Source organism: Sphingomonas sediminicola, from assembly GCF_049991885.1.
GTDB classification, from domain to species: domain Bacteria; phylum Pseudomonadota; class Alphaproteobacteria; order Sphingomonadales; family Sphingomonadaceae; genus Sphingomicrobium; species Sphingomicrobium sediminicola.
Map to the genome: position 1 here is coordinate 2,642,521 of NZ_CP178916.1, position 26,999 is coordinate 2,669,519.

Genomic DNA, 26,999 nt, shown 5'->3' on the forward strand with positions numbered 1-26,999 from the left:
CCCTGGGGAAGGCGACGGGCCGGGGGACCCCTGAAGGAGGCGTCAGGGGCGACTAGTTGCCGTAGGAAATTGCGACATTGCCGTTGCCGTTGGCATTGCCGCTTCCGCTCGCACCGACTGAAAGCGAGCCGTTGTTGTGACCGGCGTTGGCATTCGCATTGCCGCTCGCCGAACCGGAGCCGCTGGCCGAGCCGCCGAGAGCGCCCGTGCCCGCACCTGTGATCGAACCGGCAGCGTTGCCGGCGCCATTCAGTGCGCCATTGAGCGAGCCGGCAGCGTTGCCTGCTCCGTTCGCCATGCCGGTGACGGACCCTGCGAGGTTGCCAGCACCGTTTGCAGCGCCGGTCACCGAGCCGGCCGCGTTGCCCGCGCCCGTTACGACTCCTGCTAGTCCGACATTGCCCGAGCCGCTTCCGCTGCCATGACCGCTGACGTTGCCCGCTGCCGACACGCTGTTCGTGATCGTGCTCGTCACGCTGTTTGCGATCGAACCGGATCCGCCGAGGGCTCCGCCGGCATTACCTGTGGAGTTCACGATTCCGCCCAGCGTCCCGTTGACCGTTCCGCCGAGCGTTCCGCCCACCGCGCCGTTGACGGCTCCGGTGACACCGCCCAGCAGCTGGGCCTGCGCGGGAGTGCCCGCAAATGCGACCGCAGCACCGGCGATCAGGATGACCTTCAACATGAGATTCTCCTTCCAATTCTGGAGGGCATTTTGCTGCCCTCAGACAAGAGAACGACGCGGACTCGCCGCTTCATCCCGGAGTTGGAATTATTTTGCGCCGACCGCTCGCGGATCGATTCGGCACGTGCCGCAGACGATACCTCGCCCGACGCGGCCTCTGCCCGGGCGCGCTTCCGAAGCGAGCCGCTGAAAGGAGCCGCTGAGAGCGAGGCGCGCAGTCGCGAGCGGAGCGGCAAAGCTCGTCCCACGAACTTTCGCATAACCCTGGCCTGGAAGCGCGGCGGCCATGTCCGCGCCCGGCGCTGCGAAATCGAGATGCGCGGCCTTTCCGGCCTCCGGAAGAGCTCGACCGCGCGCATCAACGCCGGTCACTGCAACCACGCCCGGATAGGATGCAGGGTATTGAGGCGGAGCGGCGGGGCCGTCGTTGCCGACTGCAGCCACGATCCCGATTCCGCGCGCGCGGAGGGCCTGCACCGCTCGCTGGACCAGCCGGTTCTGTGGACCGACGAGGCTGATGTTGATCACTTGCGGCCGCTTGGATGCGAGCCAGCTCAGGGCACGGACGATCGAGCTTGCCGACCCGGCAGCGCGCGAGCCGCCGTAGACGTCTGCAACGAACAGCGAGGCGCCGCGGGCGGCGCCCTGGAACGGACCCTGGTTGCCGACGATCAGCGAGGCGACCGCGGTACCGTGTCCCGTCGGCTGCGGGCGTCCAGCAAAGCCGTTCTGCTCGATCGACGCGCCCGCCATGGAGGGGTGCGATGCGACTCCGCCATCGACGATTCCGATGCGCGGGCCGCCTCCAGCTCCTGCGCTAGCGGCGAGGGCTCCTGCGAAAGGGAGCAAAGCGCCTCCCGCCGGCTCGTACAGATGGTCGAAGTCGGCCTGCAGGCCCGGGGCGACTGAGCGGAGGCGCTTCAATGCCTGCCGGGTCGAGAGGTTACGAGGGACCGATAGGGTAACGTTGCGAATTCCAAGCTCTGCATCGCGATCATCCGAAACGACGCCGAACCCTGCTTGGGACACTCTCTGGAGCGACGCTGGATCGGGATCGACGACGACCAGGACGCCGCGCCTTACCGGCTGACCGTTCCCGTCATTCTCGAGCTCGCGCGGATATTGCCGGATGAGTTCGCGCAGGCGGAGCTGGCGCAACTCGAGCAGCGTGGCGGGCGGCGCTTCGGCGAGGCGTTCGGGCAGGCCGGAGACCGAATTGAGGGTCGGAGCCACCGCCTCGCTGGCGCCAGGCTGCGCGAGAATGGTTTGGAGCACTGGTCCGGCAACCGGAAGGTCGCGTGTAGGGAGGCCTACCGGAGGCAGCGCGGGCAGGCCCACGCCCGGCAGCAATTGCGCGCCCGCGCTGCCCGCAAGGACGGCGGCGGCAGTGGCGGCAATCAGCGCTCGGTGAACAAAACTGGACATCGCGTGACCTCTTTTTATGCGTTTGGGGATGAAACGATGATGAAGCGTCGTTTCATCCGCATGAGGGCGAATGGGATCATCCGAAACGTTCGAGAACGAGCTGACGCAGCTGCTCCCGCGGCTGCGAAGGTTCGCCTTCTCCTTGAGCCGAAACGGGGCCGATGCAGACGATCTGGCTCAGGCGACGATCGAGCGTGCCTTGCGTTCCCGCGGGCAATGGGAGCCGGGGTCCAGGCTCGAACTCATGGCTCTACCGGATCATGCGCAATCTCTGGATCGACACCGCCCGTGCGCGCGGGCGGAAAGAGAAGCACGAGGCGCCGGAGGAAGAAGCGCAATTCGTCGGCGAGGATCCGCGCGAAAGCATGGACGCGTCGCTCGAATTAAAGCGCGCCATGGCGGCGATGAATCGCCTGCCGGACGAGCAGCGCGAAATCGTCGCGCTGATCCTCGTCGAGGGCTTCGGCTATCGCGAGGTTTCGGAAATGCTCGACCTGCCGATCGGAACCGTGTCGAGCCGGCTGGTGCGCGGGCGCACGGCGCTGCTGGAAATGTTGGGTGGGTCTGCTGATGGTTGAGGAAGAGAAGTTCTTCGCATGGCTCGACGGAGAGCTTTCACCCGATGAGGCCGCGCGGGTCGAAGCGGCAGTCGCGGCCGATCCGGAATTGTCGAAAATGGCGGCCGAACATCGGTCGATGGCCGCCGGCCTGCGCGGCGCGTTCGGCGCCGTGGAGGCGCAGCCGGTCCCAGAGCGGCTGCAGGCGATGCTCAAAGGCGACGGCAAGGTCGCGAGTCTCACCGATGCCCGGTCCAGGCGGCAAGCGCGGCTTGCCCAGCCGTTTTGGGTCCAGGCCGCCGCTCTTGCGGCAACTCTCGCGATCGGCGTCTTTGCGGGTAGCCAGCTCGGCGGTGGGCAAGGCAGCCCGATCCACCCGCGGGACGGAAAGCTTGTCGCCGCTGCGGGCCTCGAACAGGCGCTTTCGACTCAGCTTGCCAGCGCTCCCGCGAATACTGGTCCGCGCATCGGGCTCACATACCGCGACACGTCCGGCGCAATCTGCCGAACGTTCGAAGATCGGGCGGCCAGCGGGCTCGCTTGCCGCGAGGGTGGTGATTGGCGAATCCGCAGCCTCTTCCAGGGGGCCGAGGGGCAAGCTGCTGACTATCGCATGGCTAGTGGCGGTGACCCACAGCTGATGGAGGCCGTCGATGCGTCGATCGATGGTGAGCCGTTTGATGCGGCTCAGGAGAAAGCGGCGATGGAGCGCGGCTGGCGCTAGGTGAAAGCTAGGTGAAAGTTAGGTGAAAGCTGCCGACTTCCGCAGCGTCTGATACGCCTCGATCACTTCTCCGAGACGCCCCTCGTGGCTTCGGTCGCCGCCGTTTCGATCAGGATGGAAGCGCCGTACCAATTTCGAGTAGCTGCTGCGGACCGCCTTGAGATCGGCATCTTCACCGAGTCCGAGGATGCTCAGTGCACGCTGCTCGTGGCGCGAGAAGCGCGTCGTGTCCTCGTTGTGCTTCCGTCGAAACCGGCCCGAGATCGCTTCCAGCGGATCGGCAAAGTCGCTCCAAGATGGCGCGGGGTCGCTACCGGCATGCGCAAAGGCGCGCGTCGCCCGATCCCATCCCGCGATCGGCGACTGGGCTTCGGTGATCTCGTCGGGGCTCATGCCTTCGAAGAAATTGTATTTCGAATTGTGCTCGCGGACGTGCTCCAGGCACAGGAATCGCCATGAGCCCGGGCCGTCGAAATTGGCAGGCTGCAGCGGCGCCTTGAACTCGCCGGGAGCACGGCACCCGGGGACTGCGCAGCGATCCCGCGCTCCCTCGACCCGTCCATGCATTTTGGGATGACTCGATGCCACTCACTTCCTCGTTCGATCAGCCGGCATATATAGGAACCATGGACACGACCGCCACCGGACCCGTCGCGACTGAAATGCTGAAGCGCCTCGACTCGGCGCTTTCGCCGAGCAGGATCGCGCTGACCGACGATAGCGAGAAGCATCGCGGGCATGGCGGCTACAACCCGGCCGGCGAGAGCCATTTCTCTCTCGAGATTGAAAGCGAGCTATTCACCGGCAAGTCGCGCGTGGAACGCCAGCGTCTCGTCTATCGGGCGCTTGGAGAACTGATGCACGAGCGGGTGCACGCGCTCCAGATCAGAGCGCGCGCACCCGGTGAGGAATGAGGTCGCCTAGAAGGTGAACTGGAGGCCTAGGCGGCCGCCGAGCGACATCTTGCTCTGAAGCTCCTCGGCATTGACTTCGCCGGTGACCGCGATGCCCGATCCGCCGCCCATCAGGCGGAGGCCGCCGACCCAGCCGCTCGTCCGCTTTTCGGGAGTCAGCGTGAACGGATCGCCGTCGCCGAACCGCGCGGTAGTCGCTCCCAGCTTGCCGCTGAGGATCTCGCGCCGGCCGCCCTCGAGCTCGACTCGGAACCAGCCCTCGTCCGGACCGCGGCCCTGGATGATCTCGTAGCCAAGAGCGACCGTCCCAGAGGCCGAGGTCTCCGTGCTCTTGCGGCTGTCGACGGTCAGGTCGAACGCGTCGCCGCCGCCGGTCTCCGTATAGCCCTTCTCCTTGAGCGAATAATATTCGATCGCGGCGGTCGGACGGAGCGAGAAGCGGCCGAACTGCGCATCGTATGACACGCCAGCGGCGCCCGACCACATCGTGCCCTTCCACTTGCCCTTGGCTTCGCGGCTGACTGCCGTTCCGCCGACGGTGCCGTTGAAAAAGCGGCTGCCGTCGAAGTTGAGCGTGCTGGCCATCGCGCGTGCGAATGCCCGCACCGGCCCGAGCGCCCCGCGCCAGTAGGCGCCGCCCTCGTACTGGCTGCTGACCAGTTCGTTGTCGTTGATGTTGCGACTGTCCTTGCCGGAGAGATAAGCCAGGGAGAGGCCGACACTTCCGAGCGGACCGACTGCGGTTTCGACGCCGCCCGACGCGCCCCATCCGCTGATATCGTAGGACGACGACGCGCCGATCGACTTGCTGCCGCCCCAGGCAACCTGCTGCATCCAGAAGCCAAGCGATCCGCGCTTCGCGAGGGGCGCTTTCGGGTCGGTGAAGACGCGGTTGATCAGGCGCGAACCCTTGGTCGCGGTTTCGAACGCACCGCCCGCATGGTCCGGCAGCATCTGCTGCAGAGTGTTGCGCAGCGTCGCGCTGTCTTCGACGCCGAGGAACACGCCCGCGACTGCCGCATCGGAATCGGCGGCGTTGAGGACCGCGCTCAGGATCGCGCCCTCAGACCCGTTGAGACCGAGCTCGGTGGCCGTCTTCTGCCGGATCGTGACCGAAATCTCGTTGGGCGTCGACGTGACCAGGCTGCTGTCGAAGATGAACGGAAGCGATTCGACCGAGCTGGAAAGCCCGCCTGCGCCGGTCAGAGTGCCGGCCTGGAGAACTTTGTATGTTCCCGCGACCCCGCCAAGCGAGAGCAGGTGGATATCGATCGTCGATCCCGCGCCCAAGTTCGCCGCACCGGCGACGTTGTACAGGGTCTCTTCGCCGGTCGAAGAGTCGATGGTCACGCCGAGCGTCGAGCCTGCGCCGGTCGTCAGCGATGCCAGGTTCACGGTCCCGAGATTGGTCGCGTTAAGTGTCGAGCCCGTTCCGACGTTTACGGCCAGACCTGCGCTTCCACTCAGCTTGCCGTTGAAGGCCGAGGTTCCGGCGAGGGTCAGAACGTCCGTGCCGCCGCCGAAGTCGATGTCCGCCTTAAGAACGGACGTGCCGGCGAGCTGAAGCGTATCGCTGCCCGATCCGAACTGGACCGCGCCGTTGAAGACCGCGTCGCCCGACAGCGACAGGCTGTTGTTGCCGGCGCCGAACTTGGCGGTGCCGAACACCGTGCCGTCGGCAACATCGAACACGTCATTGCCCGCACCGAACAGCATCTGGCCGCTGATCGCCGGAGCCGCCGCACCAGTCGCTGCGACGAGCTGGCGGACGGTAACGCCGCCGCCGTTCGCGCTGAGATCGAAGGCAATGCCTTTGTCGCCCAGCGACAAAGAATTGGCGACGCCCAGCGACCCGCTATTCTCGAGCAGGGTGACCGTGCCGGCCTTGTCGACGATCGCTGCTGCCGTGCCGTCAGCGCCCGAGCGCGACGCGATGATCGAACCGCTGTTCTTGATCGTCGTGACGCTTGCACCGGCATCGATGAGAATGGCAGTCGAGCCGGTCGTCGTGGTCCCGCCGCCGGTCGCGGTGATCTGGCCGCTGTTTTCGATGATCGGGACGTTTCCGCCGGATCCGATACGGAGCGCCGTCGCATTCGCTTCAGAACCGGTTGCCGCAATCGTGCCGGCGACCGTGATCCCGCCGGCGACGTTTACGGCGTTTCCGAGCCCGCCGATCACCAGGCCGTTCCCGGCGACGCCCTTGTAGAGGCCGTTGCCGACGATCGAGCCCTTCATCACGATTCCGCGACCGCCGGAGTTGGCGACCGCACCAATGTTCGTCGCTTCCGTCGCCGACCCGATCTGGACCGCCGGAGCCGAGCCCAAAGTGATGATCGTCGCCTTGGTTTCCGACGCGTCTGGGATCCCGTCGTCGTCTTCGTCGGTGTCGGTGGTGCTGAGATCCTTCGGCGGAGCGTCGAACAGGATGCCTCCGGCGACATCCCCGGCGACGATCAGCGCCGATCCACCCTGCAGGAGATCGTCCGCATCGAGCTTGGACGTATCGGCCGGAACCGAGGTGTAGCGATAGCCGGTCGACTGGACCGTGCCCTGGATGGTCAGCGAACCGCCAATGTCTCCGTTTAGGGCAACGCCAACGGCATTGGCGCCCTGCACCGTGATCGTCCCCTTGGGCAACGAGACGTTGCCGCTGATGTTGCCGGCCTTGATCCCGAAGCTGTCGTTGCCGAGCACGGTGATGCTGCCGCTGCTGACGAGATTGCCTGTCAGCGGGCCATCGAGGAGGATACCCCCGGACTGATTGCCCTTGACCGAGATCGAGCCGCTATTCGTGATATTGCCGGTGAATCCGCCCAGCGTATGGATGCCCCACCGGCCCGAACCTTGCGCGAAGGCGCCGTCGAGATCGCCGTCGTTGTCGGTGTCGGTCGGCGTATAGGTCTCGTCGATCGTGATCGTGCCGCTGTTGGTGATCTCGCCCGTCACTCCGGCGTTGGCGACAACACCCGCGCTGTTGTTGGCGCCGGTGATCTGGATCGTGCCTTCATTGCGGACGTAATTGTTGGTGTTTAGCGTGACGCCGATGCCGCTCGTGGGCTTCACCGAGCCCGTCGAAGAGATTTTGATATCGCCCGATGCGCTGGTCGTTTGCGGAGTAGTGACCGCCGTCGAGATAACCGTTTCGGCATGTGCTGGAACCGCCGCGGTCGCCGCCGCAATTGCACCAAGACCCGTCGTAGCAAGCAGAAAACGCATGCGAGAAATGCCCTTTTCTTCTGCGGCGGCGAGTGCCGCTGCGTTTCGATGATGTGAGTCAGCATTCCGGGAAACGGCGTCTCCCGACACAGGCTGGTTCCAACTGATGAGGCCGACGCGGCGACTGCCACTTCGTTACGCCCCCGGATGAGCGCGCCTAAGCGTCCCGACCCTGAAGCCCAGATGAACAATCGTTAAGCATGTGAAATGACAAGGAAACTTCGGCGGGTCTTTTTCGCGGCCTCATGACGGCGTAGGGCAACGCGCCATGGATTCCGTGATCTCCATGACGATCGCCCCGGTCACGCACGACCTCGGCGGATTCAAGGTCCATCGGACGCTTCCGAGCAAGCAGCGCACGATGGTCGGCCCCTTCATCTTCTTCGATCAGATGGGGCCCGCGCGCCTCCGTCCGGGCGACGGAATCGATGTGCGACCGCATCCGCACATAAACCTTGCGACGGTGACTTATCTGTTCGCAGGCGCGATCGATCACCGCGACAGCCTCGGCACGTTCCAGCGGATCGAGCCGGGTGCCGTAAACCTGATGACCGCCGGCCGGGGAATCGCTCATTCCGAAAGGTCTCCAGCCGAGGAGCGCGCGGCCGGGCCGGAGCTGGACGGCATCCAGACCTGGCTCGCCTTGCCCCAGGCAAAGGAGGAGCTCGAGCCTGGGTTCGAACACACGCCTGCCGCCGCCTTGCCGCTGGTCGAGGGCGATGGAGTGCGGCTGCAGCTGATCATGGGAGAGGGGTTCGGCATCCAGTCGCCGGTCACGCAGCACTCCCCGACGATCTATGCCGCGATCACGCTCTCGCCCGGGGCGGCATTGATGATCGACCATCCAGCCGACGAGCGGGCGCTCTATCTGATCGAGGGCGATGCGACGGTCGACGGCAACCAATTGCTCCCCATGCATCTCACCTTGTTGGCACCGGGTCATCTGCCGCTGCTGACTTCGCACGCCGGCGCGCGGCTGATGCTGTGCGGCGGCGCGCCGATGGAGGGAGAGCGGCATGTCTGGTGGAACTTCGTGTCGTCGCGCCGCGACCGGATCAACGAAGCCAAGCGCGCGTGGAGGGCTGGCGAATTCATTCTCCCGCCGGATGATCATGACGAATTCATCCCGCTACCCGAGGTGCCGCTGACGGTAAGCTATCCGTGACGGAGTTCCGGCGGGTCGGGCTTTCTACAGGGGTAACCCTGAACGTTGCTGTTGCGGGTCCGGAGGACGCACCGCCGGTCATCCTTCTTCATGGCTTCCCGGAATCGCACCGGACATGGCGCGGCGTGGCGCCGCTGCTCGAGGACAGCTTCCGGCTGATCATGCCGGACCAGCGCGGCTTCGCTGGCTCGGACCGTCCGCTCGATGTCGATGAGTACGAGAGCGATAAATTGATCGGCGACATCTTCGCGCTTGCCGAGGCGTTCGGTGTCGAACGCTTTGCGCTCGTCGGGCACGACTGGGGCGGCGCGATCGCCTGGCCCGCAGCGATGCGCAACGACCCGCGGCTGACCAAGCTTGCGATCATCAACGCACCGCACCCGCTCATCTTCCAGAAGAGTCTGATCGAGGACGCGGACCAGCGCGCGGCGTCGCAGTACATCAACTGGTTCAGGGTCCCTGGGGCCGAGAAGGCGATCGAGGCGATGGGCTTCGAAGCCTTCTTCCAGAAGACCTTCATGAGCCATGTCGAACTCGCAAGCGTCTCCGAAGCGGAGAAGCAGCAGTACATCGCGGAATGGTCGCAGCCGGGCGGAATGCTTCCGATGTTGAACTGGTACCGGGCCACCAAACTTATCGTACCCCCGCCCGGCGCAACGGTTGCGGTGCCCGATTTCCTGCTTCGATCCTTTCCCATGATCCACGTCCCAACGCTCGTTGTGTGGGGAATGAAGGACCCGGCGCTTTTGCCGCTCCAGCTCGAAGGGCTTGAAGCGTTGGTGGACGATTTGACGGTCGTGAAACTCCCGGATGCGGGTCACTTCGCGCCGTGGGAAGCGCCGGATCAGGTCGCATCGGCGCTTCGGGACTTTCTCGGCTGAGCCTGCGGGGCTAAGGCCCGCGCGATGAATACCGCTGCTCGCTCCCGTTCGCGCTCCGCCGCCCGCCTTGCCGCGGTGCAGGCGCTTTACCAACAGGAGATGGAGGGCATCCCAATTACCCGGCTACTCCGGGAGTTCCACGAGCATCGCCTCGGCGCGACGATCGAGGAAGCACAGTATGTTGAAGCCGAGCAGAGCTTTTTCGACGACGTAGTCACCGGCGTCGACGCACGCCGCATCGAGATCGACGACGCCATTGCCGACAAGCTCGCCGAAGGATGGAGCCTCGATCGGCTGGACCGTCCGATGCGCGCAATCCTTCGCGCTGGCACCTACGAGCTCCTCGCGCGCAAGGACGTGCCAGTGGGATCGGTAATCTCGGAATATGTCGATGTTGCGCATGCGTTCTATGACAAGCGCGAGAGCGGTTTCGTGAACGGGCTTCTCGACGCAGTTGCCAAAGAGGCGCGGCCGGCCCGCGCGGAGTAGTTCGAGTGCGTGAATCCCAGGCGATCCAGCGCCTCCGGCGGATTGCGACCAGTCCCGCCGCCTTGGGACTCGCCGATGACACCGCCCTCCTGGATGGGTTGGTCCTGACCCACGACAGCATCGCCGAGGGCGTTCACTTCCTGCCCGCGGACCCGGCAGCGAGCGTTGGCTGGAAGCTGGTGACAGTGAACCTCTCGGACCTTGCGGCGAAGGGAGCGAGCCCCGCAGCGGCGCTCCTGTCGCTCGCCCTTTCGGGCGACGACGCGTGGGACATGAGCTTCCTCGATGGAATCGAGGCAGCTTGCGAAAGCTACGGGCTGGCGTTGGTCGGAGGCGATACGATCGCACTTCCAGCAGGAGCGCCGCGCGTATTCGGTCTTACCGCCATCGGCCGGGCTGGCGAGCGAGTACCCCTCAGGAAGGGCGGAAAGGACGGCGATGTCCTTTGGCTCATCGGCACGCTTGGAGATTCCGCCGCCGGACTGGAATTGCTTCGTGAAGACGGCGCGTCGACCGGTCCCCTGGTCGATATCTATCGCCGGCCCGTTCCTCTACTCGCGCCCGGTCAGGTTTTGGCACCACATGCGCATGCAATGATGGACGTGTCCGACGGACTGTTGCTCGATGCGATGCGTTTGGCCGAGGCGAGTGCGCTGAATGCCGAAATTGACCTCGACGCGATCCCGCTGTCGAAAGCATTCATCGCGGAGCGTGGCGAAAGCCTCGACGCTCGCCTGTTCGCCGCGACCGGAGGTGACGACTACGCGCTCCTCGTGGCAATGCCTCCGGACGTCGATCCGTTAAGTCTTTCTTTACCTCGCGGAACGACCATTGCCCGCATCGGGACTCTCGCCGCTGAAGGATCTCTTCTCTCTCTTTCAAGCGGCGGAAGTCCGGTACCGCTACCGGAGCATTTGGGTCATGAACATCGCGGCAATTCCCCTGCGCCAATGGGTGATCGCAGCTAGCGGGCTCATCTCTGGCGCCCTCACGGCACTGCTCCTTCACTAAGCCCTAAGCCGAACGCGGTTGCCAGCCGCGATTTCGGTCCATAAACACTCGCCCCGTTCGCCGTCTGCGTCCTGCAGGCGGTTCGGCATTGCCGCGAAAACGGGGAAGAATTTTCGATGAACCTCATTCTAATCGCGATCGGGTGCGGCCTCATTGCCGTGCTTTATGGCTTGTTCACGAGCCGCCAGGTGCTCAACGCGCCGGCGGGCAACCAGCGCATGATCGAAGTGGCCGGCGCCATCCAGGAAGGCGCCTCGGCCTACCTGCGCCGCCAGTACACGACGATCGGAATGGTCGGCGTTGCCGTAGCCATTCTCGTTGGAATTTTCCTCGGCCCGGTTCAGGCCGCGGGCTTTGTGCTCGGCTCCCTGCTGTCGGGTGCGGCTGGGTTCATCGGCATGAACATTTCTGTTCGAGCCAACGTGCGCACTGCGGAAGCGGCTCGCACGAGCCTGCAGGGCGGACTGACAATCGCGTTCCGCTCGGGCGCGATCACCGGCATGCTCGTGGCGGGCCTCGCTCTGCTCGCAATCTCAACCTTCTTCTACTACCTCGTCGACGTTCGTGGTCTCGCTCCGAACGACCGTGGGGTTACCGATGCGCTCGTTGCGCTGGCATTTGGGGCTTCGCTGATTTCGATCTTCGCACGTCTCGGCGGCGGCATCTTCACGAAGGCTGCCGACGTCGGCGCTGACCTCGTCGGCAAGGTCGAGGCCGGGATCCCGGAAGACGATCCCCGGAACCCAGCCGTGATCGCCGACAACGTTGGCGACAATGTCGGCGACTGCGCCGGTATGGCTGCCGACCTTTTCGAGACGTATGTCGTCACCGTCGGTGCGACGATGGTTCTTATCGCATTGCTGGTGGGCGGCACGCCGCTCCACGTCGGCGGGCTGATGACCCTTCCGCTGCTGATTGGAGGGGTTTGCATCATCACTTCGATCATCGGCACCTACTTCGTCCGGCTCGGCAAGAGCGGCTCGATCATGGGCGCGCTTTACAAGGGCTTCTGGGTCACCGCGCTGCTGTCGGTGCCTGCGATCTATTTCGTCACTCAGCTCGTCCTCGGCGACCTGAACGCGTCTGTCGGCGGCGAGCCTGCCGGCCTCGACGTTGGCGCACAGGCCAAGGTTGGTGAGTTCACCGGCGCCTTCACCGGCTGGGACTTGTTCTATTCGATGCTCGTCGGCCTCGCGGTGACGGGCCTGCTCGTGTGGATTACCGAATATTACACCGGCACGAGTTATCGTCCGGTGAAGAGCATCGCCAAGTCGTCGCAGACCGGCCACGGCACGAACGTCATCCAGGGTCTGGCAATCAGCCTTGAATCGACGGCGCTTCCGACGCTCGTCATCTGCGTCGGCATCATCGTGTCTTATCAGCTTGCAGGCCTGATCGGCATCGCCTTCGCGGCGACCGCCATGCTTGCGCTTGCCGGGATGGTGGTCGCGCTCGATGCCTATGGGCCGGTCACCGACAACGCCGGCGGTATCGCCGAGATGGCGGGCCTCGAGGATGACGTGCGCACACGCACCGACGCTCTCGACGCGGTCGGGAACACCACCAAGGCGGTGACCAAGGGCTATGCAATCGGCTCGGCGGGCCTCGGCGCGCTGGTTCTGTTCGCAGCCTACACGACCGACCTTCGCACCTTCGCGGGCGATCTCGGTGTGGCTTATGCGGACATCAACTTCACGCTCGCCAACCCGTACGTAATCGTTGGTCTCCTGCTGGGCGCGCTGCTTCCGTATCTGTTCGGCGCAATGGGCATGACTGCCGTCGGCCGTGCAGGCGGCGCAGTGGTCGAGGAAGTTCGTGGCCAGTTCCGTGACAATCCGGGCATCATGGAAGGCAGCGTCCGTCCGAACTACGCGCGCACAGTTGACCTGGTGACCCGCGCGGCGATCAAGGAAATGATCATCCCGTCGCTGCTCCCGGTGTTCACTCCAATCGTCGTTTTCTTCGTGATCCGCATGGTTGCGGGCACGGAGAATGCGTTCGCGTCGCTCGGCGCGGTCCTGATCGGCGTGATCGTGTCCGGCCTGTTCGTCGCCATCTCGATGACCTCGGGCGGCGGCGCTTGGGACAACGCCAAGAAGTACATCGAGGACGGCAATTACGGCGGTAAGGGCTCTGAAGCTCACAAGGCTGCCGTGACGGGTGACACCGTCGGCGATCCCTACAAGGACACCGCTGGCCCGGCCGTGAACCCGATGATCAAGATCACCAACATCGTCGCGCTGCTCCTGCTCGCGGCTCTGGCTGGTCACGGGGCCGGCTGAGCGCCGACCGGATCTGAAGAACGGCCCCGCCCGGCACTGCCGCGGCGGGGCTTTTCTTTGTTCTCGAGCAGGCGCAGAGGCGCGCCATGGTTCACGCTATCCGGGTTCACGAGGCCGGCGGGCCTGAAGTCCTGCACTGGGAAGAGGTAGAGGTTGGCGATCCGGGACCGGGTCAGGTCCGGTTGCGCCAGCAAGCCGTCGGGCTGAACTACATCGACGTCTACCACCGCACCGGCCTGTATCCGCAGCAACTGCCCTTCACGCCTGGCACCGAGGGCGCGGGGACGGTTGAAGCAGTCGGGGAGAACGTAACCGGCCTCATGCCGGGTGATCGCGTCGCTTATGCCGGGCCGACCGGCGGCTATGCGGAAGAGCGGCTGATCGACGCCGAGCGCCTCGTGAAGTTGCCGGACGAAATTCCGTTCCAACAGGCTGCCGCGATGATGTTGCAGGGCATGACCGTCCGGATGCTCCTGCGCGGAGTCCATGCGGTCCAAACCGGCGAGACGATCCTCGTCCATGCGGCCGCTGGCGGCGTCGGCCTGATCATGTGCCAATGGGCCAGGGCCATCGGCGCGACGGTCATCGGCACAGTGTCGACCGACGAGAAGGCGGAGATGGCGCGTACACACGGCTGCGACCATCCGATCATTTACACGCGGCAGGATTTCGTCGCCGAGGTCGAGCGCATCACCGGCGGTGCGAAGCTGCCGGTCGTCTACGATTCAGTCGGCAAGGATACGTTTCTCAGGTCGCTCGATTGTCTGCACCCTCGCGGGCTGATGGTCAGCTACGGGAACGCTTCCGGGTCGCCGGACCCGATCCCGCCAAACCTGCTTGCGCAAAAAGGATCGCTGTTCCTGACACGGCCAACCCTGTTCCACTATATCGCCAAGCGCGAGGAGCTCGAGCAGTCGGCCAAAGAACTTTTCGACATGGTGCTGTCGGGCAAAGTGAAAATCGAGATCGGTCAAACCTTCCCGCTCAAGGATGCCGCCGAGGCGCATCGCGCTCTCGAAGCGCGCAAGACGACGGGTTCGACTGTTTTCACGGTCTGATGCACCACCTTCACTTTTGAAGTTTGCGCTAGTAAGGCTCCGCGACTTTTTACCGACCCGAAGAGGAAATCGTTTGGCTAAGGAAGAACTTCTCGAGATGCGCGGGCAGGTGGTCGAACTGCTGCCCAATGCGATGTTCCGCGTGCGGCTCGAGAACGGCCATGAGATCCTGGGGCATACCGCAGGCAAGATGCGTAAGAACCGCATCCGCGTGCTGACCGGTGACGAAGTGCTGGTCGAAATGACGCCGTACGACCTGACCAAGGGCCGGATCACTTATCGCTTCATGCCGGGCCGCAGCGGGCCTCCGCCCCGCCCCTAGGGCGGCGGCATGCGTCTGATCCTCGCTTCCGCCAGCCCGCGCAGGCTCGACCTGCTTGCGCGCATCGGTGTGATTCCCGACGAGATCGTCCCCGCCGATATCGACGAGAGTGTCCCGGCGGGCGAGCTTCCGCGCGATCATGCCCTTCGCCTTGCGCGCGAGAAGGCCATGGCGATCGCCGCAGAGCATCCAAACGATCTGGTTCTGGCAGCCGACACCGTCGTTGCCGTGGGACGGCGCATTCTGCCCAAAGTGGAGGATGAGGCCACGCTTCGCGTTTGCATGCGATTGCTTTCCGGGCGCCGCCATCGGGTCCTGACAGGCATCGCGTTGGCGGCTCCGGGCCAACCGCTTCGTACACGGCTCGGCGAGACCATGATCGCGATGAAGCGGCTGTCGGACGATGAGATGGACTATTACGCCAGTCACGGCGAATGGCGCGGCAAGGCCGGGGGCTACGCCCTTCAGGGCTATGGCGAGGTGTACGTGCGCCAGATCGCCGGCAGCTATTCGAATGTGGTCGGCCTTCCCCTTGCCGAGACACGTTTGCTGTTGAAGTCCGCGGGATATCCAATTGCCTGAATGGGTCGTCGAGCGCGGGATCGGTGAGACCCGCTCGGTACGCATCCATGCCGGTGAGATCGTCGAAGCGCGCGTCCTTCTCGAAGGTGTTGAGCCGGCCGGGGCAATTCTCGAGGGTCGGCTGATCGAGACGGGCTTCCCTGCCGTCGCGCAGGTGGGGTGTCAGCAATACCTCCTCCCCAAGGGCGCGCCTGGTGTTACCGAAGGCGCGCTCATTCGGATCGAGATCACGCGTGAGCGGATCCCAGGCATCGAACCATGGAAGAGGCCGCTGGCCCGGCTGACTGACGAACCACTACGTCCAGCACAGCCAATGGACGCTGAAGTCCTTCCGTTCCCGTCACCCGAGGATCGGCTCGAGCGAGCGGGATGGTCGGACCTGATCGAAGAGGCGCGAAGCGGCATCGTCCGGTTCGAAGGTGGTGAGCTTCGCATCTCACTGACGCCGGCAATGACGCTGATCGACGTCGATGGGCGTCTACCTCCGTTCGACCTTGCCGTCGCGTCCGCGGTTGCGGCGGCTCGTATGATCCTTCGGCACGGAATCGGCGGGTCGATTGGGATCGACCTTCCAACGATTGCTGGAAAAGACCAGCGACAAGCGGTTGGAGCCGCGATCGATGCGAACCTTCCGCTGCCGTTCGAGCGCACGGCGATGAATGGGTTCGGCTTCATTCAAATAGTTCGCGTGCGAGCGCGCGCGTCGACGTTCGAGCTGGCGTCCGACCGGGCTCCGTTTGAAGCGCGGGTGCTCCTTCGAAAAGTCGCGATGGATCGAACTGGGGCGACCTGCCTTGTCGCCCATCCGTCAATATCCGCCGTCTTCGAGCGCAATGTGGCCTGGATCGACGCCCTTGCGAGACAGATCGGCGGCGGGGTTACCTTGCGAAGCGACCAATCGCTCCCCATCCATGGCGGGTATGCGCAAAACGTCTGACTCCAAGTCCTGCCCGATTTGCCGGAAGCCACCGTCCGTCGAGCATGCTCCATTCTGCTCGCGCGGATGCAAGGACCGAGACCTCCTTCGATGGCTGGGCGGGGGCTATCGGATTCCCGGTCCCAAGGCCGATCCCGGGGTGGACAGTGAAGACCACGAAGGTTAGGGAGCGCGTCGCTTGGACGGGCGGCCCGCCCGGTCACGAGAGCCCAGGTAGCTCAGTTGGTAGAGCACGTGACTGAAAATCACGGTGTCGGCGGTTCGATTCCGTCCCTGGGCACCACCCCCTGAAGCGTGTCGTAATGGGGCAATTGGGACACTAGCCTTCCCTTGCCGCCAATTTGGCATAAGCTGCCGGCTACGTCGCTGGCGGGGTTCCAATGAAAGTCGTCATTCTGGCAGGCGGGTATGGCACCCGCATCTCGGAAGAGACTGCCCAGAAACCGAAACCTATGGTCGAGATTGGCGAGCGGCCAATTCTCTACCATGTCATGTGCCATTACGCGGCGTTCGGTTTCAACGACTTCTACGTTGCCTGCGGTTACCGCGGTGAGGTCATCAAGAAGTACTTCGCCGACTTCTGCTATCACGCTCAGGACTTGATCGTTTCGCTGAAATCCGGCGACGTCGAGATGGTCGGCGGAGCACCGCCAGACTGGCGGGTCCATGCGATCGACACCGGGCGTGACGCGATGACTGGCGGCCGCCTCTTGGCGCTGCGTGATTATGTCGGCGACGGCCCGTTCATGTGCACCTATGGCGATGGTCTCAGCAGCGTCGCGCTCGACCAGTTGGTCGCCTTCCACCGGAGCCACGGAAAACTGGCAACCGTTACAGCCGTTCACCCGCCCGCGCGCTTTGGTCTGCTCAAGCTGGAAGGCGACCATGTTGCGGCATTCTCTGAAAAGCCGCAGACCGACACCGACTGGATCAACGGCGGCTTCTTCGTCTTCGAGCCGGAGATCCTCGATTATATCGAAGGCCCTGAAAGCTCGCTGGAAAGGGACGTGCTCGAGCGGATAGCCGCCGACGGCCAGCTGCAGGCCTTTCGTCATTCCGGTTTCTTCCAGCCGATGGACACGCTTCGCGAGAAGCAGCTGCTGGAGGAGCTGTGGCAGTCCGGCAATCCGCCCTGGGTCTGCAAGCCATGATCGCAGACGCTCTGAAGGCCTATTCCGGCAGGCGAGTCCTGGTCACCGGCCACACGGGCTTCAAGGGCGCATGGCTGTGCGCATGGCTGGAGCGCCTCGGCTCAAAGACGACGGGCTATGCCTTGCCGCCGGAAAGCCGAAGCTTGTTCCTCCAGGCGCGGATCTCCGACCGGATGCATTCTTTGGAAGGCGACGTCCGCGACCTTGCACATCTGCAGGCGGCTGTCCGGGAGGCCGAGCCCGAGATAGTCTTTCACATGGCCGCGCAATCCTTGGTCCGCCCATCCTACGACTTTCCGGTCGAGACCTTTGCGACGAACGTGATGGGAACCGCGCACCTGCTGGAAGCAATCCGTGGCTTCCCGTCGATCAAGGCGGTGGTGATCATCACCAGCGACAAATGCTATGAGAATGACGGACGCTCGACGCCGTTTAGCGAGACTGACCCGATGGGCGGTCACGATCCGTACAGCGCCTCGAAAGGTGCAGCCGAACTGGTGACTTCGGCCTACGCGCGTTCGTTCTTCGAAACCTCCCGCTGCACGGTCGCAAGCGGGCGCGCCGGCAATGTCATCGGTGGCGGCGACTGGGCCGTCGACCGGATAGTCCCCGACCTCGCCCGCGCGGCAGAGACGGGCGCGACTGCCGTCATTCGCCGTCCGGGAGCCGTCCGTCCCTGGCAGCACGTTCTGGAGCCGCTCGGCGGCTACCTCCTGCTTGGGCATCGCGCTGCGACGGAGGGTCACCGATTCTCCGGAGCATGGAATTTCGGTCCGTCTGAAGACGAGATTGTCCCGGTCCGCGAACTGGTCGAGCAGCTCCGCGGCCGCTGGCCAGAGCTGAAGGTCGCATATCAGTCCGAACAGACTGGGCCGCACGAGGCAGCCGTCCTGCGTCTCGACTGCACGAAAGCTCGCAACGAACTCGGGTGGCGGCCTGCACTAGGCCTGTCACGAGCGCTCGATATGACCGCCGAATGGTATCGCGAGGCAGCCGAAGGGTCGCCTGTCGCAGTCACCGACCAACAGATTGCAGCGTACGAACAGCTGCTCACCGAACAGGAGGAACGTTGCCAATGAGTTCGACGCGAGCTTCTGCGGCGACGGCAAGTCAGCCGGGCGGAGCGCCCGCCATTCGCGTCCCATACGGGCGGACCGTCCACGGCGAGGAGGAGATCGCGGCGGTCGTCGAAGTCCTGCGCACATCGACGCAGATGGGCGCGAACGTTCGGAAGATGGAAGCGTCGGTAGCGGCCCTGTTCGCCAAGGACCACGGGATCATGGTCAATTCGGGGTCCAGCGCAAACTACCTCGCGGTCGAGCTGCTCGGTCTCCCGGTCGGAGCCGAGGTAATCACGCCTGCACTGACCTTCGCGACAACGGTGGCGCCGATCGTAAAGAACGGCCTCGTGCCGGCCTTCGTCGACGTCGAACCGGATACTTTCAATGTCGACGTCGAGCAGGTCGAGGCGATGATCGGCCCGAATACCCGGGCCATGATGGTCCCATCGCTGATCGGAAACCTGCCTGACTGGGATCGCCTGGCCGAGCTCGCCGCCGCGCATGACCTGCTGGTCGTCGAGGATTCCGCCGATACGCTAGGAGCAACCCTGCGTGGGTCCAGCACGGGAACGCGGTCTCACATCAGCACGACGAGCTTCTATGGCTCGCACGTGATCAACTGCGCCGGCAATGGCGGAATGCTGTGCGTCAACAGGGACGACTGGGCCGAAGAGGCGAAGCTTCTGCGGAGTTGGGGACGAAGCTCGTCCTTGTTCGTGGATTCCGAGAATCCCGAGCATCGATTCGGGGTAACGCTCGAAGGCATTCCCTACGATGCAAAGTTCGTGTTCGAGCGGATTGGTTACAACCTGGAGCCGTCGGAGATCGGAGCTGCATTCGGGCTCGTCCAGCTTGGCCGGCTGCAGTCGAACATCGACGCCCGCGTCGCCAATTTCGACGCTCACCTCGCTTTCTTCTCCGACTATGCCGACTGGTTCACCCTTCCGCGGCAATGCGAGGACAGCCGCACGGGTTGGCTGGCTTTACCACTGATCCTGCGTGACGAGGCCCCGTTCACCCGGCGTCAATTGCAGACATATCTCGAGGGTTGTGGAATCCAGACGCGGACGGTCTTCACGGGCAATATCCTTCGCCAGCCGGGATATCGCGACATCGTTCGGCGTGAGGCTTCGGGCGGCTATCCCAATGCCGATCGGGTCATGCGAAGCGGCATGTTGGTCGCCTGCCATCACGGTCTGAGCGAGACCGATCTCGCCTACGTTCATGAGCGCTTTCGCGACTTTGCCGGGCAGTGGTAACCCATGCGCATTGCGTTCAACGGGCAGCGGCTCGCCGGCCAGCCATTCGGCGTCGGGCGCTACCTGGAATACATCCTTGGGTACTGGAACGAGCAGCTGGCTGACGGCGAGGAGCTGAGTCTCTTCGTTCGGCGGCCCCTGAACGAGCGACTGGCGGGAGCCTGGCCACGCATCCGGACGGTCCTGCTTGAAAGCCGCATGCCGGGCTTGCCCTGGGAAACGCTGCGCCTCGGTCCCGCCGCCGCCGACCACGATGTGCTGTTTTGCCCGGCCTACTCGGCGCCGCTCGGCTATCGTGGACGGCTTGTTGTCGCGACGCACAGCGTCAACGAGACGGAGCCGGCTGCGCATAGCTGGCTTTACCGTCAGACTTACGCGCGGCTCTACAAGCACTGTGCCCGGCGCGCCGATGCAGTCATCGTTCCGGGTGAAAAAACGAGACGCGCTGTCGAAGAATATTATGGCGTTCCGAAAGATCGGCTTCACATCGTTCACCAGGGGGCGGACGAAGCCTTCCATCCGATGGACGACCAGCCCGGCCTGTTGTCGGCTACACGCAAGCGCTTCTTCGGTTCGGACCGGCCGTATTTGCTGTTCGTAGGCAAGGGATCGCCGCGACGGAATATCCCGATGCTGATCAAGGCATTCGCCCGCCTGCGGAAAGAAGGGAAGTGGCCGCACGGCCTGCTCCTGTTCGGGCCCTACAGGGGCGATGTCCCGCTCGAAAAGCTGATCCGCGACCTGGGTGTCGAAAACGACGTGGTCCAAACCGAAGGGGTCGTGGAACATCATTCGGACCTGGCGCCGATATATGCAGCCGCGGACATCTTCATTCACCCGTCGGAGAATGAAGGATGGTCGATGACCACGACCGAGGCGATGGCGGCAGGGACCGCAGTCATTGCTGCCAATCGCGGCGGTCTCGGCGAGGTTGCGGGCGGGTACGCCTACATGATCGAGCCCAGCGTCGACTCGCTGGTCGAAGCGATCCAGGCAGTGCTTTCGGATGACAATCTCCGCGCCGACCTACGCCGGAAGGCGCGCGAGCGGGGAGAAGCGCTCCGCTGGGAAAAGCTTGCTCAACAGACTTTGGACGTCGTCCGCGACGTCGGAAAACGATCGCAAAGGGGTCGCTGATGCTTGGAAAGACCGTTTGTCGCGCCTGCGACAGTACCAACATGTATTGCTTCCTCCCGATGGGCGACCATCCGGCGGCGAACGCCTTTGTCAGGCCTGAGAACCTCGACAAGCCGGACGTGCTGTTCCCGCTGGAAAGCCATGCCTGCCTGGATTGCGGCCTGATTCAGATCCCGGATCCGCTGCCGGCGGACTTCTACGTCGACTATGTCTACATGCCGTCGGCAACTACGACCATGCCGGCGCACTTCGCTGCGCTCGCGCACCAGTTCCGCGAGAAGTTGGTGACCGCGCCAGGCCAGCTTGTGGTCGACATCGGAAGCAATGACGGATTGCTTCTCGCCGCCTGCCTGGGCGAGGGCATGCGGGTTCTCGGCGTCGATCCGTCCGCGAACATTTCCCAATTCGCCCGCGATCGCGGGGTCGAGGTCTTCAACGAATATTTCACGGCGGAATCAGCCGTGCGCATCCGGGACCAGTACGGACCGGCGCGCGTGATCGTTTGCACGAACACGTTCAATCACATCGACAATCTAGACGACTTCATGGCTGGTGTGGCGACCCTGCTGGACCCCGAGGGAAGTTTCGTGCTGGAGCTGCCGCAGGCTCTCACCTGCATCGAGCTCAACGAGTTCGACACCGTCTATCACGAGCATCTGTCGACCTTTACGGCCGCTTCGCTTGTCGCACTTGGCAGGAAATTCGGGTTCAAGCTGGTCGAACTTGAGGAGCTGCCGATCCATGGTGGATCGATGCGCTGTACGCTCAGCCGAGTTGGTGAGCCCTCCGCTGCGGTCACCGCCTATCTCGAACGCGAGAAGGCAGCGGGTCTGTTCACGAAGGAGGCCTACGATCGCCATGTCGAGCGTGTCCACGCCATCCGTTCCGAGCTGATGAGCCTGCTCGAAAGGCTTAAGGGCGAGGGCCGTCGGCTTGCCGGCTATTCGGCGCCGGCGAAGGGCAACACGCTCCTCAACTATTTCCGCATCGGGCCGGACACGCTCGAGTGGATTGCTGACCGCAACGAGCTCAAGCAGGGGCGCTATACGCCCGGAATGCGGATTCCCGTCGTGTCACCGGATCGGATTGCGGCCGACCGACCCGATTTCCTGCTCATTCTCGCCTGGAACTTCAGGGACGAGATCGTGCAGCAGCAATCTGAATTCCTCGCCAAGGGCGGGAAATTCATCGTGCCGATCCCCCGTGTCGAAATCATCGGCAACGAAGGATAATTGTCTCGTCGCCAGTTTGCGTATGAAGGTGGCACGGCGATAATGTTCAGGACCATAGTCATCATCGGACTGCTTCAGGTCCTGACAATCCTTGTCCAGGTCGTCAGGGCCAAGGTGATTTCCGTTGATCTCGGCCCGGCCGGGCTCGGTTTGGTCGGCCTGACTGACCAGCTGATCATCCTTGTCGGCATGGTATTCGCGCTTAGCCTGCCGACCGTGGCGGTGCGGGTGATGTCCAGGTCGTACGGGCGTCCTGACTTCGCGCGTCAATATGCTGCCTTTCTGCAAGCAATCGTTGTCGCGTCGGTAATCGGATGCGGTGCCCTCGGCATCGCCCTACTTGCTCGCCCCGCGCTGTTCGGCCCGACGGTAGCAGCGTACTCACTCGAATTCGGAGTGGCGTTGGTCAACGCGCCGTTGTTCGCCCTCGGACTGTTTCTTCCGAATGTCCTGGCGGCGGGTTTGCGCCCGGTGGGCGCTGCCAGTCTTTCGTTCGCGATTGCCGCGATAACGACCGTTGCGGCCGGCATCGGACTGCTGTGGGGCGATATACTCGAGATCTATGTGGCTCAGGCCATCGCGATCGCCGTACTGATTGCTTGGGCGCTCATCTATTTCAAGCGGACCCTCCACCTGCCGGTTTTCGACAGGAATGCGAGCTTGATTGCCGAGATACGCGCGAGGCCGGACATCATTCCCACGGCCGTTGCGTTCTACGCGTCGCTAGTCGGCACTGCCTTTTCGCTGCTCGTCGTAAGATACGTGACTGCACATTCACTGGGGATCGAGACCGGCGGGTGGCTTCAGGCAATACTGAGCATGGTCCTCGCAGTGGGAGCGGTGATGGTCGCAATGGCGGCGCGATACCTCGGCCCACAGCTCAACCGGCCTTCGCCTATCGCCGATAAATTCGCCACGTTCGACCTGTTCCGCCGCCGCCAGCTCATGCTTCTGATCGCGATGTCCGTGCCACTGGTATTGTTCGCTAAATTCGCGCTGATCGTCCTGTTTTCATCCAAATTCATCGTGGCCGCCGGTTGGCTTCCTGCATTTCTCGTTTGGCAGTTGGTCATCATCCAGACGAACGTCCAAATGCAATTGCTGTTCGCGCTCGACGAGCTCTGGATCGTGACCGTCAAGTCGATTGCGGGATGCATTGTCTCGACACTGCTGTGCGTCGCCCTCATTCCGCATTTCGGCATGAACGGCGCCGCTGCAGCAATGCTCGCCGGGGCCATCGTGACATTCGCCCTGGGCGCGCAACGGCTGCATCGCCGTGGCTATGTGATGACCGGATCTTCGATACTGCTTGTCGGATACGCAGTCGCGGCACTGATGATCGCGCCCTATTTGGCGCAGGGCGAGGTCCTCGGCTCAATCCCGCTCAGAGTGGTCGCCTGCCTCGTTCTGATTGGGGGCTTGTGGCCATTCCTCACGCCTGATGAGAAGGTCTCGATCAGGCGCTTCGGCCGGCAGTCCGCGGCCCCTGTCGGCTGAGAGGCAATCGCCCGGTTTACTCAGCTCGCTCTTCGCCGACTGCCTTGATCTTGCGAGCCGGCACGCCGCCCCAGAGCTCCCCGGATGGAACATTACCCCGGACTACGCTGCCTGCGGCTATGACTGCATCGTCGCCAATCACGGTGCCGGGCAGGATTACACAGCCGGCGCCGATCCAGACATTGTTTCCGATCTCGATGCCAGATCGGCTTTCATCCCACCGAACATGGAAGCGAGGTTCGCCCGGCCGCAAAACGTGGTTCGCCGCAACAAGCACATTGTACTGCGCAATTCCTGTACCCGCGCCGATGCGGATCGTGCCGCCGGCCGCGCGCACATTGGAACCGACGCCGATGCTTGACCGGTCGCCGACGATCAGGCGTCCAGGCACGTCGCTAAATGGCGAGCGATGATACACCAGTATGACCGCATGCGGTCCGACCGTTACATCTTTCCCGAGCTCGATGGCGTCGAGATCGTGAAATCCGTAGTCCCAGATAGAGGTCGCATGTGCGTTGAGGGTCGAATGACGCGCGCGAACGCGATAGGCCGATATCGCCATGATCGCGCGTTGCCGCATCGGCGCGAACAGTGCGTGAAGGCCACTCGCAAGGCTCATGCCGCGCATCCTGCCGAAATTCTCGACCGGTGCCACTCGATCGTTTGAGCGAGGCCGCGGACTAGCGAGATCGTCGGCCTCCAGGCGAGAAGACGCTCTGCCTTCGACGCGTCGCCGCGAAGGTCGACGATGTCGTTCGGACGATCCGGAAGCTCGCCTAGCCTGAGGAGATGGGGGCGCCCCATCATGCGCCCAATCGTGAGAGCTATGGTACGGACCATTGGCGCCTTTCCGCTCGCGATATTGATCACTTCGCCTCCTGCATTGTCTGCGGTCGAAGCAGCCAGGATCGCCGTCACGAGATCGTCGATATGGAGCATGTCGCGCCGCTGTCGTCCTTCGCTCAATGGGAATGGCCGCTCCGCCAGCAGGGCCTCTATCAAAGCGGGGATCATGAAGTCGGTCGACTGGCCGCTCCCGTAGATCAGGGTTGGCCGCAGGGTCACGGCTTCGAAGGGAAGGGTAGGCTGGAGCGCCTCGAGCAGATGCGTTCCGGCCACCTGGCTGGCCGAATAGGCCGATCGCGGCATCTCTCGCTGCGTTTCGACAAACGGGGAAGGTCCGCTGCCATATTCTTCCAGGCCGCCGAGCCGGACCAGGCGGCGGATCGGTGCCCCGCTCGCGCAGGCGGCCTCCACCAAATTAATGAGACCGTCGACATTGACGCGAAAAGCCTCCCGGATCGGAGCCCAGCCTGACATGTGCCGGGCACGCGAAACCCCCGCGCAATGAATGATGCGATCGGGTCGAGCGCCTTTCAGACAAACTTCAAGTGCAGCCCTATCATGCAGATCGCCGGTCCATCGGCGAACTCCGCCAAGATCTTCCAGCCGCGGTGGAGTGGAATCCGGGCGAAGGAGCACATGAACCTCACGTCCTTCTGCCAGAAGGTGGCGTGTCACGTGGGATCCGATGAATCCACTCGCGCCAGTAACCAGGACGCGATTCATCGCGCGCGGCTTCGTGAATGGATTGGTCCGCGTCGAGACTTCGCCGGCATTGCTATTTTCCTGCCTCTGAGGGCGATTGGAACAGAGCAACCGGACGTTTCACTGTCAACGCGCGTCCCCCCGCGCCCTTCGGATTCCGCGCAAGTAGCTGGCTGAAGCGCTGCGTGGTTCGCAAGTCTCTCGAGGCTCTTCCCGCAAGTCCTGTTCCAATTTGAACCAAGGAAGCTGAGCCGGCTTGTCTCCAAATGCTTTCCGATAGAGCGGAGGTTGACGCCGTGGCGTGCTTATAGCTTGCTGTCGCATTCCGACGTCTTGGGAATTCAAGTGGATCGCATTCGGTCAAATCATGAGGTTTCAGGGCTTCGGAACGGTGCTGGGATCGTGCGTCTGGATCGAGACCTGGCCTGGCGAACCTTATTGTTCGCCGCGCTCCTTCTTTGGCCGCTCATCCTTTTCGGGCGCCCCGCCTACATCGCCGACAGCGCCGCTTACGTTAAGGGCGGCAAGGCATCCGTCGAATTCGTCATCGGCAAGGCGGATCTCATGGCTGGCCCCCCATCCGGTCAAAGCAGGGGAGCAAATGAAGCCGTAGAGACGAGTTCGGTAGAGCGCGCACGCTCCGAAGCCGCGAGCGCCAGGGGCGTCCGATCGATCCCTTACAGCGTCCTGGCCTATCTCTTCAGCTGGCCAGCCTACACCATGATCGGCCTTGCCCTTTTCCAGACTGTGCTGGCCGCTTTCGCTTGCGCAGTCGTTGCTTCGAGCCTCGGCGTTGTTTCGAAGAAAGCCTATCTGATCCTCGGCATCACGCTGTCAGCTGCGTCGTCCCTCCCGATGTTCACTGCATTCGCATTGCCCGACGTTTTCGCCGGTATTGTCGCGGCCTGCCAGATCGTCCTGTTTACCGGTCTCGAGCGTCTCTCGCGGGGTGTTCGTTTCGCCCTGGCCGCAATCGCAAGCCTGGCCGTCGCAGTTCACGCGAGCATCGTTCCGCTGGCCCTGTGGCTATGCATCGCTGGGACGGGCGTCGCGCTTTGGCGCCGCAAATCCGAGCTGCGGCCGGCAATGCGACTGGCATGGCTTTGGGCGCCCCTCCTGGCTGGCGGGATCATCACGGTCGGCGCCGGCTTCGTCGCCTTCGGCGAAACGAGCGTCGTCGCGAAGCACTATCCCCACGCGCTGGCCCGGTCGGTCTCCGACGGACCGGCGCGCTGGTATCTGGAAAAGGAATGCCGGACCCCTCGGTATGCCGTGTGCGAGGTCTTCGGCACAAAGATCCCCACGACCGTGGGCGGATTCCTGTTCAACGATACCGGTCTCGACGGACGCGCAACCCCGGAACAGATGGACAGGATACGCGCCGAAGAGAGCGAAATCGTCTTCCGGGCCGCGCTCGCCTATCCTGGGACAGAGCTTGGGAACCTGGCGCAACACGTCGTGAAACAATCCGTCTGGTTCTGGGTGCGGCCAGCCCGGTACGGAGACCAGGTCCGTCCGGATTCATCGGGAAACCCCGATTTCGTGGAAATGGCCAACATCCCGTCCGCCACGATCTATGCCCTGAATGTGGCCATCTACGCCGTGATTGCACTTTGCACGGTCTGGATCGGCATCAATGCTCGACGCCTGACGCAATCTCAGTTGACGGCTATTTCGCTGATTATCTCGGTTCTCGCGGTCAACGCAGCTTTCTGTGTGTTGGCGTCTGGGTTGTCCGATCGATACCAGGCGCGCCTGGCGTGGATCTTCCCTCTGTTCGTCTTGAGTTACGTGCTGTCTCGGCATGACAAGGAGCGCAGCCTTTAGGGAAGGGCCGAGTGGGGCCATTGGCTCGTGGCGGTC

At 63.6% G+C, this 26,999-nt stretch carries 25 protein-coding genes, 1 tRNA gene and 1 pseudogene; 21 read left to right on the top strand and 6 right to left on the bottom strand.

Translation table 11 applies throughout. The annotated features are described in order from the left end of the window. Positions 1-52 precede the first annotated feature (52 nt). Together ACMC5O_RS13765 and ACMC5O_RS13770 are read right to left on the bottom strand one after the other, a co-directional pair. Positions 53-685 carry a hypothetical protein gene (locus ACMC5O_RS13765; RefSeq protein WP_187708305.1) on the bottom strand — a complete coding sequence of 211 codons (633 nt, stop codon included), beginning with the start codon at positions 683-685 and terminating at the stop codon, positions 53-55. Between the two features lie 87 nt (positions 686-772). Next, entirely contained in the window at positions 773-2,110 is a 1,338-nt protein-coding gene (locus tag ACMC5O_RS13770) for a S8 family serine peptidase (RefSeq protein WP_187708304.1), read from the bottom strand. A gap of 70 nt (positions 2,111-2,180) precedes the next feature. Here ACMC5O_RS13770 and ACMC5O_RS13775 point away from each other — a divergent pair. Both ACMC5O_RS13775 and ACMC5O_RS13780 read left to right on the top strand, forming a co-directional pair. Further along, positions 2,181-2,688 (top strand): annotated as a pseudogene (locus tag ACMC5O_RS13775) (RNA polymerase sigma factor). Then, positions 2,669-3,391: a zf-HC2 domain-containing protein gene (locus tag ACMC5O_RS13780; RefSeq protein WP_187708302.1), complete on the top strand. Its 723-nt coding sequence runs from the start codon at positions 2,669-2,671 to the stop codon at positions 3,389-3,391. Before ACMC5O_RS13775 ends, ACMC5O_RS13780 begins: the two are co-directional and overlap by 20 nt. A gap of 18 nt (positions 3,392-3,409) precedes the next feature. On the opposite strand, the gene ACMC5O_RS13785 is transcribed toward ACMC5O_RS13780, so the two are convergent. Further along, positions 3,410-3,958: a J domain-containing protein gene (locus ACMC5O_RS13785; protein ID WP_426693537.1), complete on the bottom strand. Its 549-nt coding sequence runs from the start codon at positions 3,956-3,958 to the stop codon at positions 3,410-3,412. 59 nt (positions 3,959-4,017) lie between these two features. Between ACMC5O_RS13785 and ACMC5O_RS13790 the strand changes: the two genes are divergently transcribed. After that, positions 4,018-4,305, top strand: coding sequence for a BolA family protein (locus ACMC5O_RS13790; protein ID WP_187708301.1), 288 nt, complete (start codon positions 4,018-4,020; stop codon positions 4,303-4,305). A 6-nt stretch (positions 4,306-4,311) separates the two neighbouring features. Here ACMC5O_RS13790 and ACMC5O_RS13795 read toward each other — a convergent pair whose 3' ends face one another. Next, positions 4,312-7,524, bottom strand: a complete 3,213-nt coding sequence (locus ACMC5O_RS13795) for an autotransporter outer membrane beta-barrel domain-containing protein (protein WP_187708300.1) — start codon at positions 7,522-7,524, stop codon at positions 4,312-4,314. 268 nt (positions 7,525-7,792) lie between these two features. Here ACMC5O_RS13795 and ACMC5O_RS13800 point away from each other — a divergent pair, with 268 nt between their 5' ends. From ACMC5O_RS13800 to ACMC5O_RS13880, 17 genes are all read left to right on the top strand, one after another. Next, entirely contained in the window at positions 7,793-8,689 is an 897-nt protein-coding gene (locus ACMC5O_RS13800; RefSeq protein WP_426693024.1) for a pirin family protein, read from the top strand. Beyond that, positions 8,686-9,570 (top strand): alpha/beta fold hydrolase, encoded by an 885-nt coding sequence (locus ACMC5O_RS13805; RefSeq protein ID WP_187708299.1) that lies wholly within the window; start codon positions 8,686-8,688, stop codon positions 9,568-9,570. Before ACMC5O_RS13800 ends, ACMC5O_RS13805 begins: the two co-directional genes overlap by 4 nt. 24 nt (positions 9,571-9,594) lie before the next feature. Next, positions 9,595-10,059: a transcription antitermination factor NusB gene (nusB, locus tag ACMC5O_RS13810; protein ID WP_187708298.1), complete on the top strand. Its 465-nt coding sequence runs from the start codon at positions 9,595-9,597 to the stop codon at positions 10,057-10,059. 5 nt (positions 10,060-10,064) lie between these two features. Next, positions 10,065-11,027 carry a thiamine-phosphate kinase gene (thiL, locus tag ACMC5O_RS13815; protein ID WP_187708297.1) on the top strand — a complete coding sequence of 321 codons (963 nt, stop codon included), beginning with the start codon at positions 10,065-10,067 and terminating at the stop codon, positions 11,025-11,027. A 159-nt stretch (positions 11,028-11,186) separates the two neighbouring features. After that, entirely contained in the window at positions 11,187-13,352 is a 2,166-nt protein-coding gene (locus tag ACMC5O_RS13820; protein ID WP_187708296.1) for a sodium-translocating pyrophosphatase, read from the top strand. An 86-nt stretch (positions 13,353-13,438) separates the two neighbouring features. Beyond that, on the top strand, positions 13,439-14,410 hold the full coding sequence (locus tag ACMC5O_RS13825; RefSeq protein WP_187708295.1) for a quinone oxidoreductase family protein: 972 nt from the start codon (positions 13,439-13,441) through the stop codon (positions 14,408-14,410). A 73-nt stretch (positions 14,411-14,483) separates the two neighbouring features. Then, a complete protein-coding gene (gene infA / locus ACMC5O_RS13830; RefSeq protein WP_187715669.1) occupies positions 14,484-14,732 on the top strand; it encodes a translation initiation factor IF-1 in 249 nt (82 codons plus the stop codon). Between the two features lie 9 nt (positions 14,733-14,741). Continuing rightward, complete coding sequence (locus ACMC5O_RS13835; RefSeq protein WP_426693025.1) at positions 14,742-15,314, top strand: Maf family protein; 573 nt, start codon at positions 14,742-14,744, stop codon at positions 15,312-15,314. Beyond that, on the top strand, positions 15,307-16,251 hold the full coding sequence (locus ACMC5O_RS13840; RefSeq protein ID WP_187708292.1) for a ribonuclease: 945 nt from the start codon (positions 15,307-15,309) through the stop codon (positions 16,249-16,251). The genes ACMC5O_RS13835 and ACMC5O_RS13840 overlap by 8 nt, the downstream gene beginning before the upstream one ends. Beyond that, complete coding sequence (locus ACMC5O_RS13845; protein ID WP_187708291.1) at positions 16,235-16,417, top strand: DNA gyrase inhibitor YacG; 183 nt, start codon at positions 16,235-16,237, stop codon at positions 16,415-16,417. The genes ACMC5O_RS13840 and ACMC5O_RS13845 overlap by 17 nt, the downstream gene beginning before the upstream one ends. A 41-nt stretch (positions 16,418-16,458) precedes the next feature. After that, positions 16,459-16,534, top strand: a tRNA-Phe gene (locus ACMC5O_RS13850). A gap of 97 nt (positions 16,535-16,631) precedes the next feature. Further along, entirely contained in the window at positions 16,632-17,402 is a 771-nt protein-coding gene (gene rfbF, locus ACMC5O_RS13855; RefSeq protein WP_187708290.1) for a glucose-1-phosphate cytidylyltransferase, read from the top strand. Next, positions 17,399-18,481 (top strand): CDP-glucose 4,6-dehydratase, encoded by a 1,083-nt coding sequence (gene rfbG, locus ACMC5O_RS13860; RefSeq protein ID WP_187708289.1) that lies wholly within the window; start codon positions 17,399-17,401, stop codon positions 18,479-18,481. Before rfbF ends, rfbG begins: the two co-directional genes overlap by 4 nt. Continuing rightward, a complete protein-coding gene (locus ACMC5O_RS13865; protein WP_246444170.1) occupies positions 18,478-19,722 on the top strand; it encodes a DegT/DnrJ/EryC1/StrS family aminotransferase in 1,245 nt (414 codons plus the stop codon). The genes rfbG and ACMC5O_RS13865 overlap by 4 nt, the downstream gene beginning before the upstream one ends. A 3-nt stretch (positions 19,723-19,725) precedes the next feature. Continuing rightward, positions 19,726-20,859, top strand: a complete 1,134-nt coding sequence (locus ACMC5O_RS13870; RefSeq protein ID WP_426693026.1) for a glycosyltransferase family 4 protein — start codon at positions 19,726-19,728, stop codon at positions 20,857-20,859. Next, positions 20,859-22,091, top strand: coding sequence for a class I SAM-dependent methyltransferase (locus ACMC5O_RS13875; RefSeq protein ID WP_187708286.1), 1,233 nt, complete (start codon positions 20,859-20,861; stop codon positions 22,089-22,091). The genes ACMC5O_RS13870 and ACMC5O_RS13875 overlap by 1 nt, the downstream gene beginning before the upstream one ends. A gap of 42 nt (positions 22,092-22,133) precedes the next feature. Further along, the gene (locus tag ACMC5O_RS13880; protein WP_187708285.1) at positions 22,134-23,588 is read left to right on the top strand and encodes a polysaccharide biosynthesis C-terminal domain-containing protein; all 1,455 of its coding nucleotides are present in this window, start codon (positions 22,134-22,136) and stop codon (positions 23,586-23,588) included. A gap of 16 nt (positions 23,589-23,604) precedes the next feature. On the opposite strand, the gene ACMC5O_RS13885 is transcribed toward ACMC5O_RS13880, so the two are convergent. Then, positions 23,605-24,207 (bottom strand): acyltransferase, encoded by a 603-nt coding sequence (locus tag ACMC5O_RS13885; RefSeq protein ID WP_187708284.1) that lies wholly within the window; start codon positions 24,205-24,207, stop codon positions 23,605-23,607. Continuing rightward, on the bottom strand, positions 24,204-25,157 hold the full coding sequence (locus ACMC5O_RS13890) for an NAD-dependent epimerase/dehydratase family protein (RefSeq protein ID WP_187708283.1): 954 nt from the start codon (positions 25,155-25,157) through the stop codon (positions 24,204-24,206). Before ACMC5O_RS13890 ends, ACMC5O_RS13885 begins: the two co-directional genes overlap by 4 nt. 381 nt (positions 25,158-25,538) lie before the next feature. Between ACMC5O_RS13890 and ACMC5O_RS13895 the strand changes: the two genes are divergently transcribed. After that, positions 25,539-26,963, top strand: coding sequence for a hypothetical protein (locus tag ACMC5O_RS13895; RefSeq protein WP_426693027.1), 1,425 nt, complete (start codon positions 25,539-25,541; stop codon positions 26,961-26,963). Positions 26,964-26,999: the final 36 nt, after the last annotated feature.

Excerpts from the sequence above, each read along its gene's own strand:
- ACMC5O_RS13790 (WP_187708301.1), top strand. The coding sequence starts at position 4,018 with ATGGACACGACCGCCACCGGACCCGTCGCGACTGAAATGCTGAAGCGC.
- ACMC5O_RS13890 (WP_187708283.1), bottom strand. The coding sequence starts at position 25,157 with ATGAATCGCGTCCTGGTTACTGGCGCGAGTGGATTCATCGGATCCCAC.
- ACMC5O_RS13870 (WP_426693026.1), top strand. The coding sequence starts at position 19,726 with ATGCGCATTGCGTTCAACGGGCAGCGGCTCGCCGGCCAGCCATTCGGC.
- ACMC5O_RS13875 (WP_187708286.1), top strand. The coding sequence starts at position 20,859 with ATGCTTGGAAAGACCGTTTGTCGCGCCTGCGACAGTACCAACATGTAT.
- ACMC5O_RS13885 (WP_187708284.1), bottom strand. The coding sequence starts at position 24,207 with ATGAGCCTTGCGAGTGGCCTTCACGCACTGTTCGCGCCGATGCGGCAA.
- ACMC5O_RS13835 (WP_426693025.1), top strand. The coding sequence starts at position 14,742 with ATGCGTCTGATCCTCGCTTCCGCCAGCCCGCGCAGGCTCGACCTGCTT.
- ACMC5O_RS13825 (WP_187708295.1), top strand. The coding sequence starts at position 13,439 with ATGGTTCACGCTATCCGGGTTCACGAGGCCGGCGGGCCTGAAGTCCTG.
- ACMC5O_RS13795 (WP_187708300.1), bottom strand. The coding sequence starts at position 7,524 with ATGCGTTTTCTGCTTGCTACGACGGGTCTTGGTGCAATTGCGGCGGCG.
- rfbF (WP_187708290.1), top strand. The coding sequence starts at position 16,632 with ATGAAAGTCGTCATTCTGGCAGGCGGGTATGGCACCCGCATCTCGGAA.
- ACMC5O_RS13800 (WP_426693024.1), top strand. The coding sequence starts at position 7,793 with ATGGATTCCGTGATCTCCATGACGATCGCCCCGGTCACGCACGACCTC.
- ACMC5O_RS13820 (WP_187708296.1), top strand. The coding sequence starts at position 11,187 with ATGAACCTCATTCTAATCGCGATCGGGTGCGGCCTCATTGCCGTGCTT.
- ACMC5O_RS13770 (WP_187708304.1), bottom strand. The coding sequence starts at position 2,110 with ATGTCCAGTTTTGTTCACCGAGCGCTGATTGCCGCCACTGCCGCCGCC.
- nusB (WP_187708298.1), top strand. The coding sequence starts at position 9,595 with ATGAATACCGCTGCTCGCTCCCGTTCGCGCTCCGCCGCCCGCCTTGCC.
- ACMC5O_RS13845 (WP_187708291.1), top strand. The coding sequence starts at position 16,235 with ATGCGCAAAACGTCTGACTCCAAGTCCTGCCCGATTTGCCGGAAGCCA.
- ACMC5O_RS13865 (WP_246444170.1), top strand. The coding sequence starts at position 18,478 with ATGAGTTCGACGCGAGCTTCTGCGGCGACGGCAAGTCAGCCGGGCGGA.
- ACMC5O_RS13765 (WP_187708305.1), bottom strand. The coding sequence starts at position 685 with ATGTTGAAGGTCATCCTGATCGCCGGTGCTGCGGTCGCATTTGCGGGC.
- rfbG (WP_187708289.1), top strand. The coding sequence starts at position 17,399 with ATGATCGCAGACGCTCTGAAGGCCTATTCCGGCAGGCGAGTCCTGGTC.
- ACMC5O_RS13785 (WP_426693537.1), bottom strand. The coding sequence starts at position 3,958 with ATGCATGGACGGGTCGAGGGAGCGCGGGATCGCTGCGCAGTCCCCGGG.
- ACMC5O_RS13880 (WP_187708285.1), top strand. The coding sequence starts at position 22,134 with ATGTTCAGGACCATAGTCATCATCGGACTGCTTCAGGTCCTGACAATC.